The sequence below is a fragment of the Pseudalkalibacillus decolorationis genome (assembly GCF_024609785.1).
GTDB lineage: Bacteria > Bacillota > Bacilli > Bacillales > Fictibacillaceae > Pseudalkalibacillus > Pseudalkalibacillus decolorationis.
In genome coordinates this window covers 26,853-40,703 of sequence record NZ_JANHJQ010000005.1, presented here as the reverse complement: position 1 = coordinate 40,703, position 13,851 = coordinate 26,853, and the positions used below count along the sequence as shown (strand labels likewise).

At 38.2% G+C, this 13,851-nt stretch carries 16 protein-coding genes; 15 read left to right on the top strand and 1 reads right to left on the bottom strand.

Annotated elements, in window-relative coordinates:
• Positions 1-158: 158 nt before the first annotated feature.
• The 5 genes from NON16_RS06100 (at position 159) to NON16_RS06080 (ending at position 4,216) form a co-directional block, all read left to right on the top strand.
• Positions 159-1,250, top strand: a complete 1,092-nt coding sequence (locus tag NON16_RS06100; protein WP_257347763.1) for a YpbB family protein — start codon at positions 159-161, stop codon at positions 1,248-1,250.
• A complete protein-coding gene (locus NON16_RS06095; RefSeq protein WP_257347761.1) occupies positions 1,240-2,727 on the top strand; it encodes a RecQ family ATP-dependent DNA helicase in 1,488 nt (495 codons plus the stop codon). The genes NON16_RS06100 and NON16_RS06095 overlap by 11 nt, the downstream gene beginning before the upstream one ends.
• Entirely contained in the window at positions 2,720-3,343 is a 624-nt protein-coding gene (locus NON16_RS06090) for a CPBP family intramembrane glutamic endopeptidase (RefSeq protein WP_257347760.1), read from the top strand. The genes NON16_RS06095 and NON16_RS06090 overlap by 8 nt, the downstream gene beginning before the upstream one ends.
• A gap of 42 nt (positions 3,344-3,385) precedes the next feature.
• Positions 3,386-3,685 (top strand): hypothetical protein, encoded by a 300-nt coding sequence (locus NON16_RS06085; protein WP_257347758.1) that lies wholly within the window; start codon positions 3,386-3,388, stop codon positions 3,683-3,685.
• A 63-nt stretch (positions 3,686-3,748) separates the two neighbouring features.
• Positions 3,749-4,216 (top strand): YpbF family protein, encoded by a 468-nt coding sequence (locus NON16_RS06080; RefSeq protein WP_257347757.1) that lies wholly within the window; start codon positions 3,749-3,751, stop codon positions 4,214-4,216.
• Between the two features lie 6 nt (positions 4,217-4,222).
• Here the strand turns inward: NON16_RS06080 and NON16_RS06075 are convergent, their stop codons facing one another.
• Positions 4,223-4,441, bottom strand: a complete 219-nt coding sequence (locus tag NON16_RS06075; RefSeq protein WP_257347756.1) for a hypothetical protein — start codon at positions 4,439-4,441, stop codon at positions 4,223-4,225.
• A 134-nt stretch (positions 4,442-4,575) separates the two neighbouring features.
• Between NON16_RS06075 and NON16_RS06070 the strand changes: the two genes are divergently transcribed.
• The 10 genes from NON16_RS06070 to ypeB all read left to right on the top strand — a co-directional run bounded on the left by NON16_RS06070 (position 4,576) and on the right by ypeB (position 13,821).
• Entirely contained in the window at positions 4,576-4,821 is a 246-nt protein-coding gene (locus NON16_RS06070; RefSeq protein ID WP_257347755.1) for a CBS domain-containing protein, read from the top strand.
• Between the two features lie 52 nt (positions 4,822-4,873).
• The gene (locus NON16_RS06065) at positions 4,874-5,263 is read left to right on the top strand and encodes a hypothetical protein (RefSeq protein ID WP_257347754.1); all 390 of its coding nucleotides are present in this window, start codon (positions 4,874-4,876) and stop codon (positions 5,261-5,263) included.
• On the top strand, positions 5,260-6,033 hold the full coding sequence (locus NON16_RS06060) for a metallophosphoesterase (protein WP_257347752.1): 774 nt from the start codon (positions 5,260-5,262) through the stop codon (positions 6,031-6,033). The genes NON16_RS06065 and NON16_RS06060 overlap by 4 nt, the downstream gene beginning before the upstream one ends.
• Before the next feature lie 162 nt (positions 6,034-6,195).
• The gene (locus NON16_RS06055) at positions 6,196-6,789 is read left to right on the top strand and encodes a genetic competence negative regulator (protein ID WP_257347750.1); all 594 of its coding nucleotides are present in this window, start codon (positions 6,196-6,198) and stop codon (positions 6,787-6,789) included.
• Positions 6,790-7,183: 394 nt separating this feature from the next.
• Entirely contained in the window at positions 7,184-8,461 is a 1,278-nt protein-coding gene (locus NON16_RS06050; RefSeq protein ID WP_257347748.1) for a Glu/Leu/Phe/Val family dehydrogenase, read from the top strand.
• Positions 8,462-8,610: 149 nt separating this feature from the next.
• Complete coding sequence (locus tag NON16_RS06045) at positions 8,611-9,591, top strand: YpdA family putative bacillithiol disulfide reductase (protein WP_372508757.1); 981 nt, start codon at positions 8,611-8,613, stop codon at positions 9,589-9,591.
• Positions 9,592-9,635: 44 nt separating this feature from the next.
• A complete protein-coding gene (locus NON16_RS06040; protein WP_257347745.1) occupies positions 9,636-10,604 on the top strand; it encodes an asparaginase in 969 nt (322 codons plus the stop codon).
• Between the two features lie 67 nt (positions 10,605-10,671).
• Positions 10,672-11,337, top strand: coding sequence for a glutamic-type intramembrane protease PrsW (gene prsW / locus NON16_RS06035; protein WP_257347743.1), 666 nt, complete (start codon positions 10,672-10,674; stop codon positions 11,335-11,337).
• A gap of 239 nt (positions 11,338-11,576) precedes the next feature.
• Complete coding sequence (gene sleB, locus NON16_RS06030) at positions 11,577-12,455, top strand: spore cortex-lytic enzyme (protein ID WP_257347740.1); 879 nt, start codon at positions 11,577-11,579, stop codon at positions 12,453-12,455.
• 16 nt (positions 12,456-12,471) lie between these two features.
• Positions 12,472-13,821, top strand: a complete 1,350-nt coding sequence (ypeB, locus tag NON16_RS06025) for a germination protein YpeB (protein ID WP_257347733.1) — start codon at positions 12,472-12,474, stop codon at positions 13,819-13,821.
• The last annotated feature ends 30 nt before the right edge of the window (positions 13,822-13,851 follow it).

Sequence of the window (13,851 nt, the reverse complement as noted above, 5' to 3'; positions counted from 1 at the left end):
GATTCTATTGTAAGACTGTTGGATAGAGATTTCAACAGTTAAATTCAATGAGAATCCTTATCAAACAAGGACTTATAAAGAATTTCCCTAGATTGAACACTTTCTAAACGACCTTTGATACAATAAATAAAGAAACTCTGCGAAAGAAGGCGACCAGAGTGAAGTATCAGGATATGATCTATTTATATGGGCTCAAACAATTGTCCGGAGAACGAACAATATTCGGTTTGTTCCATCTTTTAAAAGGAAAAAAATCTTCACAGGTTATACAAGACGGAAAGCTTTTTGGTCTGTCTAACCTTTTTGGGACAATGCCACATATTACTTATGCTGAATTTAAATCTACTATTCATCAACTATTTCACCAAGAATTAGTGCTAATTAATGATAAAAGCCAAGCTGTTATTTCTGAAACCGGTTTATCAAGAATGAACGATTCTTTGAGTAAACATCCTTTGCCTATTCATTTGAACGGCTGGAAGTATGGGGATATAAGCAGAACTTTTTGGAGACGGTTTACACTTTTCATTCAAACGTTGTCTCACCTTTTAGAAGGGGAACCCAATTTTTATCCGATTCAGAATGAACCTGATATCTTATCATGGGTCAAAGAATACTTTCCAAAAGATCACAGTCATCGGGTAGGTGCCTCCGAACTCCTTTATACCGAACTTTTCGAGTTTTTGAGTATGTTAGATAAAAGAGATGCTGAAAACATCGTTCACCGTCTAACTCGTCATGGGAAAATCGGAAAAACATCACTGCAAATCGCTCAAGAATTAAGGATGGATCCAATAGAATGTGATTTTCGTTTTCAAGGAATACTCCATAATCTAATGGCTTATCTGCTCAAAGACCCAATTGGTGTTCCAGGTCTTTACTTGTTTATCACTGATCTCGACAAGCCCTATACACTAACCAATTCCACCTTGAAGACTTTTAAGCTATTACAAAAAGGGTATGCGAAGGAAGAAATAGCAGCAAGTCGTGAATTAAAGACGAGTACGATTGAAGACCACATTGTCGAAATTGTCATTCATGTACCTAATTTTCCGATTGAGTCGTTTATTTCTGAATCCGACCAAAAGGCAATAATCGAGACGTCCACTACAATGAATACAAAACGACTTAAAGCCATAAAAGAGCGATTAGAAGAACGTTACTCTTACTTTCAGATTCGACTTACACTCGCAAGCATAGATGACCAGTCTAGCAAGTCTAAAGAGAGGAATGTTACTATTGTCAATTGACCAACTACTATTTGATCGATTTAAACATCGAACATTCCGACCTGGACAACGTCCAATTATTGAAGACGTATTAGTCGGTAAGGATGTATTCGCAATGCTGCCGACAGGTACCGGTAAATCGATTTGTTATCAACTGCCTGGATATATATTAGAGGGAACTGTTATTATTGTTTCTCCCTTAATCTCCTTAATGGAAGATCAAGTTGAGCAACTGAAACGTAATGGAGAAAAGAGAGTTTGTGCATTTCATAGCGGAATTCCTATTCCTATGCGTAAAAGCATTCTGCAAAGTCTTTCGTCATACCGATTCATCTACCTATCCCCAGAAACGTTACAATCTGATTATTTGTTGAGGGCATTGAAAAAATCGAAAATTTCATTATTCGTTGTGGACGAAGCTCATTGTATCTCTCAGTGGGGACATGAGTTTCGAACTGATTATATGAAGTTATCATCCGTCTGTGAACAAGTTGGAAGACCACCAATTATTGCGTTGACGGCTACGGCAACGAAGCAAGTACGAGAGGATATCATTGACCAGTTGAAGCTCAAAGAACCGGCATTACATATTTATTCCGTTGATCGTCCTAATATTGCGTTGAGAGTCGAGAAGGTTGATACCCAAACAGATAAAATCGACATGCTCATCTCCAGTGTACGTAAACTTAACGGCCCAGGGATTATCTACACATCAAGTCGAAATGTTGCAGAATCCATAACCGAGTCCTTAAAATCAGCAGGTATTGGACGAGTAGCCTATTACCATGGTGGCATGGAAAATGGTGATCGCCTGCTGATCCAGAAACAATTTATTTACGATGAACTCGATGTGATCTGCTGTACGAATGCATTTGGTATGGGAATTAATAAACCAAACATTCGCTATGTCATCCATTTTCATTTTCCAGCTCATATAGAATCATATTTACAGGAAATTGGTCGTGCTGGCAGAGATGGAGAACAAAGTGTTGCCCTCTTGCTTTACCATCATGATGACGATTTTATACCAGCGCGACTCGTTGCTTCTGAGTATCCTAGTGATTTTGAAATTGATCGGTTTGTCCAGCTTTATAAAGAGCATTCCACAACTACAGAAGCACTGAAATCTCTTCCTCTTTCATCAGATACAGCTGAACGTTTTCTGCGCTATCAATCAGAGTCGATTAACTTCGACAGTAGCTCAGACTTGCAGGAGTGGGGTATGAATGTAAAAGATTTAATTCGTTCACGGAAATTGGAGAAACAACAGCGTATCCATAAGATGAAACGATGGATTCACACAGACACTTGCAGAAGAGCGTTAATATTAGATGAATTCAACGAAAAGTATCAATCTGGCCCAAAACAATGCTGTGATGTATGTGGTCTGAATATTCCAGATAACCTCGAGTCGGACCCATTCGTACAACCTTACAATGAATATAAATGGGAAGAGGAATTACGAAAAACGTTTCATCAGGTGGAGAAAAATGCTTAATCCGAAAAAGCAGCAACAGATTATCGCCTCTATCTCACAAAAGGAATTATATATAAACCTTTATGTAACTCAAGCCATTTTTTTAGGCATCGCCCTTATACTTTCAATTGTATTTGATCAAGATTACCATGACTGGAAGAGTATGATACGCTTTAATCCTTTGATGATATTAGTTTGGTCTGTCCCTGCAGCCCTACTTGTAATTGTTTGTGACCTAATAATTTGGAGTTATTTACCTTTTAATTGGGTAGATGACGGTGGGATCAATGAGCGGATTTTCTCAACCATATCCATTTTTCACCTTGCTTTTCTTGCTTTTGTCATTGCGGTTTCTGAAGAAATCTTATTCAGGGGTGTCTTACAAGAAAATATCGGTTACCTAACAGCAAGTGTTTTGTTTGCATTGATGCATATAAGATACCTACTGAAGCCAGTATTGTTAACGGTGGCAATCATCCTTAGTTTTATGCTTGGTGCTCTGTTTTTATGGACAGACAACTTACTTATCCCGATACTTGTGCATTTTCTCATTGACTTTATATTGGGACTTATGATCCGTTTTAATTGGTTAGTTTTATCGAAAAAAAGGAACAGGCAAATGCGTGGAGAAGGGTAAATAAAGCTATTTTTTACGCGTTTGTAAAGGGGGAGCGTCAGGTTGAGTCATCAAGATCAAGCTTCTAACTTGAGTGATAAACATTTTGATGTAAATTCAAATGAAACAATAGAGGTAGTGGATGTACAAAGTCTTCCTACTAGAACAGAACGTCGTCGAAAGGAAAGAGAACAACAAAAAAAGACGTCCGCATCGATTAACTGGCATCTCTGGGTTACACGCGGTATCGCCTTTCTTTTTATTTGTTTATTGGTTGGTTTAATCGTTTATTTTTCATCTGAACAATGGAGTAATATACCTAATGATAAAACTCCGGATAACCTCTTGAAAATTATTCGATAAGGTAGCACTTCGAATGTAATACACCATTCCCTCGTGGCATACGTTTGAATAGGAGGGAATGGGATGGATGGATTAAAAGATCGGAAATTCAAACAGTACATGATTTCAGGAGTAACGGTTGAAGTAATTGATCAATTAATTGATCGTAGAAAAAAAGAACAAAAGTATGAACAGACATTACTTAAGTGGTCCTTGTCTTTGTTTGTCGTTATCTTCTTTACGTTCTTGTACGTTTACTTCTATAAGCTACGTTTAGTACAGCAGTCTTTTTTTAGTACAAAAGGGATGTTCGAGTTTATCATTCAGGATAAGCTCTTACTAGTAATGACTGTGGCAGGACTAACCTGCTTGATTCAACTGTTTGCTTATAAGAAGAAACATCAAAAAGCAGAAAATGAGTATGAAGAACTTAGGAAAACGACCATAGAACGAGGGGAAGAGTTATGGGAAAAACCAGTTCCTTGGAAACATCGACATGAGGTGTTTGATTGGTTGAAAAACGAACATGATATTAATCTTTACCATAAATAATACGGATTAAATCGGACAAGGACAACCGAAAAAGGCGTGATTCTGGCGACAATAAAGCTGATTGTTTACTCGGACATGATCGTCTGTAATTGTTTGAATACGTCCAAAAGCAACGGTGTCATAACCTTTCATGCAAAAAACTTCCACTGGGAGTCCGATTTTCTGGGTGTATTCCAAATCCTGATTCAAGACAAGAGATTTATTTGTAAACTTGGATATGGTCATGTTGTGTCCTCTCCTAACATGAATTTTTTAAAGAAAGTATAACTTTTTTGCATAGATTGAACAGCTAAGAATGTTGACAATTTAATTCGTAGTTTTATCTTAATTGAAATTTACAGATATTTCAACCTCCATTATTGAAATTTTCAGATAAAAACAAAAAACTTTTGAAATTTAGTAGGATTTACCCAAATGACGGGATTTTTGAACAAACATTTTTATCTTTAAAAGATCGCCCTCTTGTAGCAGTAGTAAATGAATCCGGTGAATTTAATGGAATTGTTACTCGCTATGATGTGTTGGAAAAGAAACAAAATATGGATAAATTTATCCAAAAATTAGAATTATCGGGCTTTCGTATCCTTTATATAAAAGAAGATTAAGACATTGATCCTCCTTCTCCTTCATATCGTTTGAAGAGGGGAGGATTTTTTTATGGTTAAACAATGGATTGTACTCGCAATTGGATATTGGTGTTTATATTTCGTTTCAAAAGACTTACCGACAGAGTCAATGGAGTCGTTCCTTAGTTGGTTAAGTCAAGTTATTTTCGATCCAACTCACTTTATCCGGATATCGCTTCTTCTACTTACAGGAATCGTATCGTATTCATTTGTTGTATCTGATATTTTAAATAAAAATGATTCTTCCTTATTACATTTCATTTTATTCATATTAAGCTTTGTGCTTAGTTTTGTTATTTTAATAAGCCTTGACCTTGTGATTGCGGTGTTTTGCTTACTTTGTTTATTCATTTATGGTATGATTTCGTTATCTCAATTTAGGCAAGATAAGACCATCAAACGTCAGGAAGGTGCAGGATGATTCTACCTATATTAATTATAATCTCATGTGTATCCATCACGCTTCTTGGATATATGTGGTATGAGGCGCATCGAAATACAATCCATCACCTTGAGCTTGAAATGGATCAATTCCCTTATAGCTTCGATGGTCTAAGTATTTTTTTTATTTCAGATATACATACTCGTACTATAAATAAGAAATTGCTAGAACAAATTCGCACATCTGTTGATTTAGTCATAATCGGCGGTGACCTCATGGAAAGTGGCGTACCGCTAAAACGAGTTAAGAAGAACATTGATCAATTGACCCAGTTAGCCCCAACCTACTTTGTTTGGGGAAATAACGATTATGAGACTGATTTCAGACAGTTAGATGTACTGTTAAGAGAAAACGGGATCCAAATACTGGATAACACCTGTGCTAAATTCGAAACAGCTGATGCGGTACTTTATTTAATAGGTGTAGATGATCCAACATTAGAAAGGGATAGATTGGATTTGGCATTACAGGATGTTGATGGAAAGGGCTATAGGATTCTGGCAAGTCATAACCCGATAATTGCTGAAAAGGTAGACGAACACCATCAAATAGGAATTGTTTTAAGTGGTCATACTCATGGTGGGCAGATACGATTGTTTAAATGGGGTCTAACTGAACGCGGTGGTTTAAAGGATAACGGGAACACGAAGGTGTTTGTCAGCAATGGGTATGGTTACACAAAACTGCCCTTTCGATTATGCGCACCATCTGAAGCACATGTTATTACTTTTAAATCAAAGGCAGAGTAGTTACAATTAATATAACATGTTAAACGGTTTGAAATTGGACAAGCGTTTGACCCTTTGAAAATGAACTTTATTTCTATCAATTAGTTTGACCGATAAGAACCATCTTTCTATTGCAACATATTATAGGAGTGGATGGAGTAATGTTGTTGAGGGGGGCCATAAATGCGACTGGAGCGTTTAACATATAACAAAATTAAAGTGTTTTTGACATTGGATGACCTTCGTGAACGCGGAATCTCCAAGGAAGAAATGTGGCAGGACCTTCCTAAAGTGCATGAATTATTCCGTGATATGATGCTCGAAGCAGATGATGAGCTTGGCTTTAGAGCAGAAGGTCCCATTGCGGTTGAAGTATTTTCCTTACCTGCTCAAGGTATGGTTGTGATCGTAACGAAGGGTCAAATGGCTACGAATGATGATGATGAAGAATATGATGATGACTTTTTAGAGCTGCAGGTAACACTAGATATCAGTGATGATGTCTTTTATGAGTTTAGGCAATTTGAGGACATTATTTCATTGGCAAAACGAATATTGCCCCTTGACATTACAGGAGGAGAAATCTTTTCTTTTCAGGGTAGCTATTATGTCTCATTTGAAGAATCAGAATATGAGCATATGGATGTTGATATGTTCGTTGCCCTATTATCTGAGTTCGGAAATCCTTCAACGATAACTAGGTGGCGTGTGAGGGAATACGGCAAACCCATCATGTCTGAGAATTCAATGGAACAAGTCAATCAATACTTTAAGTAGGTTGGTTAAAGAGGTTGTCCATGAGCAGGTTTATCCTCTTGGTTCACCCTCTTATACGACACATTAATGAAGTATAAAAATACTTTCCATAGTATAAAGCAAGGGCCTTTAGGTCATCCCTTTAGGGACTAAGGCGATCGCCAGCGCTAAGGCTTGGCGATCGCCAAGTTTTCTTACTTTTTAAAAAGGGTATTCTTGAATTTATAGTACATGATAAGTTACAACGAAAACGTTTCCAAAATAATGCGTAAAACTTGCAATTATTACTTCTCATAAACCACACTAAGGTGTATACTATGCAATGAGAAATTGAAATTATAACTTTTAGAATGACGAGGCTGACCCTTAAGGGTTAACCCACAATACATTATGGATTTTTTACGGGAGGTAAACCATGGCTGCCAATACATCAGATAATGAGCAAGCTAATAATGGACAAGACAATGTACTTACATCCACTCAAACAGTGATCGGGGATGCATTAGATAAGTTAGGTTATCCTGAAGAAGTTTACGAGTTGTTAAAAGAACCGATTCGTATGATGACGGTTCGAATTCCAATAAGGATGGATGATGGATCGATAAAAATTTTCACAGGTTACCGGGCTCAACACAATGATGCGGTAGGACCAACTAAAGGTGGCGTTAGGTTTCACCCGATGGTAACAGAGACAGAAGTAAGGGCTCTCTCTATTTGGATGAGCTTAAAAGCCGGAATTGTCGACTTGCCATACGGCGGCGGTAAAGGCGGAATTATCTGTGATCCTCGAGATATGTCATTTCGGGAGCTTGAACGCTTAAGCCGCGGATATGTACGTGCAATCAGTCAAATTGTTGGACCGACAAAAGATATTCCAGCACCGGATGTTTTTACAAACTCACAGATCATGGCTTGGATGATGGATGAATACAGTCGTATTCGTGAATTTGATTCACCAGGATTCATTACCGGAAAACCGCTTGTTCTAGGAGGTTCACATGGACGTGAATCTGCAACTGCTAAAGGGGTTACAATATGTATCCGTGAAGCGGCGAAGAAGAAAGGAATTAACCTTGAAGGGGCGCGTGTTGTCATTCAAGGTTTTGGTAATGCGGGTAGCTTTCTCGCGAAGTTTATGTATAACGCTGGAGCCAAAGTCATTGGAATTTCCGATGCATATGGAGCTCTGCACGACCCGGAAGGACTTGATATTGACTATTTACTTGATCGCCGTGATAGCTTTGGTACCGTAACGAAGTTATTTAAAGATACATTAACAAATAAAGAATTGCTTGAACTGGACTGCGATATTCTAGTTCCTGCGGCAATTGAAAATCAAATAACGAAGCATAACGCCCATAACATAAAGGCGTCCATCGTAGTAGAAGCTGCAAATGGGCCAACAACGATAGAAGCAACAAACATTTTGACAGAACGAGAAATTTTACTTGTTCCGGATGTTCTCGCTAGCGCCGGTGGAGTAACTGTATCGTATTTTGAGTGGGTACAAAACAACCAAGGCTACTATTGGACCGAAGATGAGGTTGAAGTAAAGCTTGAACAGGTGATGGTAAAAGCTTTTAATAATGTTTTAACTACATCCACGAATCGAAAAGTGAACATGCGACTTGCTGCTTATATGGTAGGAGTTCGTAAAATGGCCGAAGCATCCCGATTTAGAGGTTGGATTTAAGACTGTTTAGTTGAATGAAACACCAAAATGGGGCAGACTCATAAGTGTCTGGCTCCTCCTTTCTTCTAGAGTGGGGGTGTCAGATATAGAGTCGACCCCATTTTCTTTCTTATAAAGATAAGAAAGCGTTGTGTGGTTTAGGAGTTGAAATTATGCACGTTGATGCTGTTATTGTGGGTGGAGGTCCTTGTGGCTTATCCACTGCAATTGAACTGGAGAAAGTTGGTCTTAATCCGATTGTGATTGAAAAAGGAAATATCGTTCAATCCATTTATAACTATCCAACACATCAGCAGTTTTTTAGCACAAGTGAGAAGTTAGAGATCGGTGAAGTCGCATTTGTAATTGAACAACGTAAGCCAAAGCGCAATCAGGCGTTAGCTTATTATAGGGAGGTTGTTAAGAGGAAAAAAATCACTGTCCTTCCTTTTGAAAAAGTACTCACTGTGGAGCAGAGGTCTAGAAAAGAGTTTACGGTTTCTACAGAAAAAACGGATCAAACAAGGCAGACCTATGTAACACCATATGTAGTTATTGCGACAGGTTACTACGATCATCCAAATATGATAGGAGTTCCTGGGGAGGATCTTGATAAGGTATTTCACTACTTCAAAGAAGCTCACCCATATTTTGATCGAGATGTCGTTGTCATTGGTGGGAAAAATTCCGCGGTGGATGCAGCGCTAGAACTTGAAAAAGCGGGTGCGAGGGTAACAGTGATTTATCGGGGTTCTGAGTACTCTTCAAGTATTAAACCATGGATTCTTCCTGAGTTTGAAGGATTAGTTCGTAAAGGTACAGTAAACATGGAATTTAATGCAGAAGTGATTAAAATAACTCCTCATGCAATCATCTACAATGTGGACGGTGTACAAAAAGAACTGCGTAACGATTTTGTCTTTGCTATGACAGGCTACCACCCTGACCACGCTTTTTTAACAAAGATGGGTATTCATATTGAACCAGAGACAGGGCGACCAGCCTTCAATTTGGAAAACATGGAAACGAACGTTAAGGGCATTTTTATTGCTGGTGTGATCGCTGCAGGGAATAATGCAAATGAAATTTTTATTGAAAACGGTCGATTTCACGGTAAACTGATAGCAGATGAAATTAGAAAGCGGCAATAGCATAAGGGTAATGAATGAAAAATAACGGTTGAGAGGTGAAAAAAATGAAAAAAGTAGTACTCATAACGACAGGTGGAACGATTGCAAGCAAGCCATCAACAGATACTGGATTGCTGGAGTCAGGTGTAATGACAGGTGAGGAGTTGACAAGTCTTTGTGATCTTCCCTCTGATATGGAAATTGTCATTGATTCGATCTTTCAGGTTCCAAGCATGCATATTACGTTTAATCATCTATTAAGATTAAAGAACCGAATCGAAGAGCACTTGAAAGATGAGAATGTAGCAGGCATTGTCGTTACCCATGGAACAGATTCTTTAGAAGAAACTGCTTATTTCCTGGACTTGACAATTGATGATCCTCGTACCGTTGCGGTAACGGGTTCACAACGTCCACCAGGAGTGGTAGGAACAGATGCATATATCAATATCAGACACTCTGTGTTAGTTGCATCCAATAAGGAAATAAGAAACTTCGGTACGGTAGTCGTCTTTAATGAGCGGATTTTTTCTGCAAGATATGTTAAAAAAGCGCACTCCTCAAACCCACAAGGATTTACCTCATTCGGCTATGGTTATCTTGGAATCATTGACAATGATGTTGTGTTAACCTATCAACGACCATCCCGGACAACCGTTTATCAAATAAAAAATGATCTTCCTTCCGTTGACATTATTAAATCGTATATCAACTCAGATGGAAAGTTTATTCGTTGTGCAATTGATTCTGGAGTGAAAGGAATCATAATTGAAGGTGTTGGCAGAGGACAGGTAACTCCGAACATGGTTGATGAAATTACACGAGGGATTAAAAAAGGAGTCTATTTTGTTATTACAACTAGCGCTGTAGAGGGGCATGTCTTTCCGGCATATGATTACGATGGTAGCTCATATGATTTACTTACGAGAGGTGTTATATTAGGTAGTGATTATGATGCGAAGAAGGCGAGGCTGAAATTAGCAGTATTATTAGCATCTGAAGAAGAGGAAATTGAGAGAAATTTTAAAGTGTAAATACCGATTGCAACATTTGATTACATAATTTATGGGAATCAAAATATATGGGATAGGAACGAGAGAGATGTTTACGTTAATTTCAGCCGGAATGGCACCTGGTATCGCTCTACTATCGTTTTTTTATTTAAAAGATAAATACGAACCTGAGCCAATTTTTATGGTCGTTCGGACATTTTTATTCGGAATCCTTCTTGTTTTTCCTGTTATGGTGTTGCAATTTGGGATCCATGAAGAATTAATGGTTACAGATTGGGTCGATGCGTTTGTTGTATCAGGTGTATTAGAAGAATTCTTTAAATGGTTCCTTTTATATTTTGCTGCATATCAACAAATTGAATTTAATGACCCCTATGATGGTATTATTTATGGGACTTCAATTGCTTTAGGCTTCGCTACTGCTGAAAATGTTCTCTTTTTATTTGCAAATGGAATTGATACTGCAATGTTACGTGCGATCCTGCCAGTTCCTTGTCATGCTTTAATTGGGGTTATGATGGGCTATTATTTAAGCAGAGGAAAGTTTTCTAACCTTGCAAAAAGAAAAAGGATTTTTTTAGTCTACTCACTCGTAATTCCTATCCTTTTACATGGTTTTTATGATTATATCCTTCTTTATCATGTTCAACGCTGGATCTACATCATGTTACCGTTCATGCTGTTTTTGTGGTGGCTTGGATTAAGGAAGGTGAAGCATGCCCAGCAAGCATCAAGGAAAGTCTTTTTAAAATAACCTTTTTTACACAGGTTGTTCAAGTAACCCGGTATAAACAGCTGACTTATAGGAAAACAATAATAAATGCTACAGCTAGCTCATAATTGAGCTGGCTTATTTTAATGGAAGAGGCATTATCGATTGGATTGAGCTGGAACGTTGCATTTAATTTCTCCTTATATAAGTATAAAATCCATGCTTTAACAAAAACTACAATCATCGAAAAAGTAAGACAGGATTCAACAGGAGGCTGTAATATGAAAATTGGAGTAATGTGCATCAAAGTATGTATATCGTTGATTCTGATAGTAGTTCCATTGTCTTATGGGGTTTCTGTTGATAAGGCCGAAGCATTTACTCAGCAGGTGATCCAGCATGGGGCAACGGGGGAGGATGTTATCGAGCTTCAGTCGAGATTGCAATATTTAGGTTTCTATAATGGCGATATCGATGGAATCTTCGGATGGAGTACATACTGGGCACTTCGGAACTTCCAGTATGAATTCGGATTAGAAGTCGATGGTCTTGCTGGTTTAACGACAAGGCAAAAGCTAGTTGATGCATCGAAGTACAACGAGGGCTATGTAAAAAAGAATATCCGAAAAGGAAAAGATTTTACACATTATGGTGGTACACCACTTAAGAAACAGGCTGAAAAAGGAGGGAAAGCCCCTCAGCAGCAACAAGGACAAGGTGGGCAGGGAGGACAGGATAACCAGCAACAAGCTCAACCTCAAAAAAAACCAGCAAACAAGCAACAAAAAAATGTGCCGAGTGGATACTCTGAAAATGATATTCAATTAATGGCGAATGCTGTTTATGGTGAAGCTCGTGGAGAACCTTATGTAGGTCAAGTTGCAGTTGCGGCTGTTATTTTAAATCGGGTTGAAAGTGCAGCATTTCCAAACACAATTTCCGGTGTCATTTTTGAGCCAGGTGCATTTACAGCAGTAGCAGATGGACAAATCTGGTTAACACCTAATGAGACTGCTGAGAAAGCAGTTCGTGATGCAATTAACGGTTGGGATCCATCTGATGGTTGTATTTACTACTTTAACCCGGACACAGCTACTTCGGGTTGGATATGGACACGTGCACAAGTAACCCAAATCGGAAAGCATATCTTTGCAAAATAATGGAGGTGAAGGAGATATGATCCGAACAATATTTATTACAATACTAGCACTTGCTGTTATTGGCACAGGATACTGGGGATATAAGGAACATCAGGAAAAGAACGCAATTCTGATAAATGCTGAAAACAATTACCAACGGGCTTTCCATGATTTGAACTATCATATGGATGCGTTAGAGGATAAAATTGGTGCAACACTCGCTATGAATTCTAGACAACAACTTTCACCTGCTCTTGCGGAGGTATGGCGACTTACATCTGAGGCGCATAATGATGTTGGGCAATTGCCACTTGCATTGCTCCCATTTAACAAAACGGAAGAATTTTTGGCAAATATCGGAGAATTCAGTTATCGAATTGCGATAAGAGATTTAGAGAAAAATCCTTTATCAGATAAAGAATATCAAACATTGGAAACGTTGCATCAACACGCGACTGAAATTAAATCAGAGTTGAAGCAGGTCCAATCGCTTGTCTTAGAGGAAAATTTAAGGTGGATGGATGTAGAGCTTGCCCTTGCTACAGAGGGTGATCCGAAAGACAACACGATTATTGATGGATTAAAAACAGTCTCAAAATCAGTAGAAGGTTACTCAGAAGTAAATTGGGGACCTGAGATGACAAAAATTTCTGAGTATAAGGACAGCAAATATAAGGTATTGAGTGGAGAAGAAATATCGAAGGAAGAAGCGAAGAAAAAGGCTATTGAATTTCTTAATCTGAGCACTAAAAGTAAAGTAACCGTTGAAAAGAACGGAAAAGGGTCGCCATATGAGGCTTATCGAGTTTCTGTTAATAAGCCTGATAGCAATTCAACTGTTTATATGGAATTGACTAAAAAGGGTGGCCATCCAGTTTGGATTATGCAGGAACGAGAAGTCGGAAAACCGAAAATTAGTTTATATAAAGCAACACAAAAAGCCGATGCATTTTTGCAGAAGCACGCCATGGATAAGATGGAATTGGCACAAAGTGATCAATATGATAACACGGGAGTTTTTACCTATGTAAAGGTACAGGACGGTGTCCGAATCTATCCGCAATCTGTAACCATCAAGGTGGCTTTAGATAATGGGGAATTACTTGCTTATGAAGGTATGAATTACTTGCTCGGTGAAAAAGACCGGAACATTGGAAAGCCCAAGCTTTCAGAAGAAGAAGCAAAACAAAAGATGAACCCAAATCTTAAGATTCAAGAAACCCATCAGGGGGTTATTGTGAACGACCTTGGTGAAGAGGCACATTGTTATGAATTCTTAGCCACAATGAAGAATGATACGTATCGAATCTTTATTAACGCCAATACTGGGTTGGAAGAAAAAGTTCAGAAACTCGATGATATTAATTCATCATTTAAGGAACTTTGAAAAATCAGGATTAAGAAGAAGGAAGAGCGA

Bases quoted from the DNA above. Each gene is read 5' to 3' on its own strand.
- NON16_RS06090 (WP_257347760.1), top strand. From the start codon at position 2,720: ATGCTTAATCCGAAAAAGCAGCAACAGATTATCGCCTCTATCTCACAA.
- NON16_RS06080 (WP_257347757.1), top strand. From the start codon at position 3,749: ATGGATGGATTAAAAGATCGGAAATTCAAACAGTACATGATTTCAGGA.
- NON16_RS06075 (WP_257347756.1), bottom strand. From the start codon at position 4,441: ATGACCATATCCAAGTTTACAAATAAATCTCTTGTCTTGAATCAGGAT.
- NON16_RS06065 (WP_257347754.1), top strand. From the start codon at position 4,874: ATGGTTAAACAATGGATTGTACTCGCAATTGGATATTGGTGTTTATAT.
- NON16_RS06060 (WP_257347752.1), top strand. From the start codon at position 5,260: ATGATTCTACCTATATTAATTATAATCTCATGTGTATCCATCACGCTT.
- NON16_RS06055 (WP_257347750.1), top strand. From the start codon at position 6,196: ATGCGACTGGAGCGTTTAACATATAACAAAATTAAAGTGTTTTTGACA.
- NON16_RS06050 (WP_257347748.1), top strand. From the start codon at position 7,184: ATGGCTGCCAATACATCAGATAATGAGCAAGCTAATAATGGACAAGAC.
- NON16_RS06040 (WP_257347745.1), top strand. From the start codon at position 9,636: ATGAAAAAAGTAGTACTCATAACGACAGGTGGAACGATTGCAAGCAAG.
- prsW (WP_257347743.1), top strand. From the start codon at position 10,672: ATGTTTACGTTAATTTCAGCCGGAATGGCACCTGGTATCGCTCTACTA.
- sleB (WP_257347740.1), top strand. From the start codon at position 11,577: ATGAAAATTGGAGTAATGTGCATCAAAGTATGTATATCGTTGATTCTG.
- ypeB (WP_257347733.1), top strand. From the start codon at position 12,472: ATGATCCGAACAATATTTATTACAATACTAGCACTTGCTGTTATTGGC.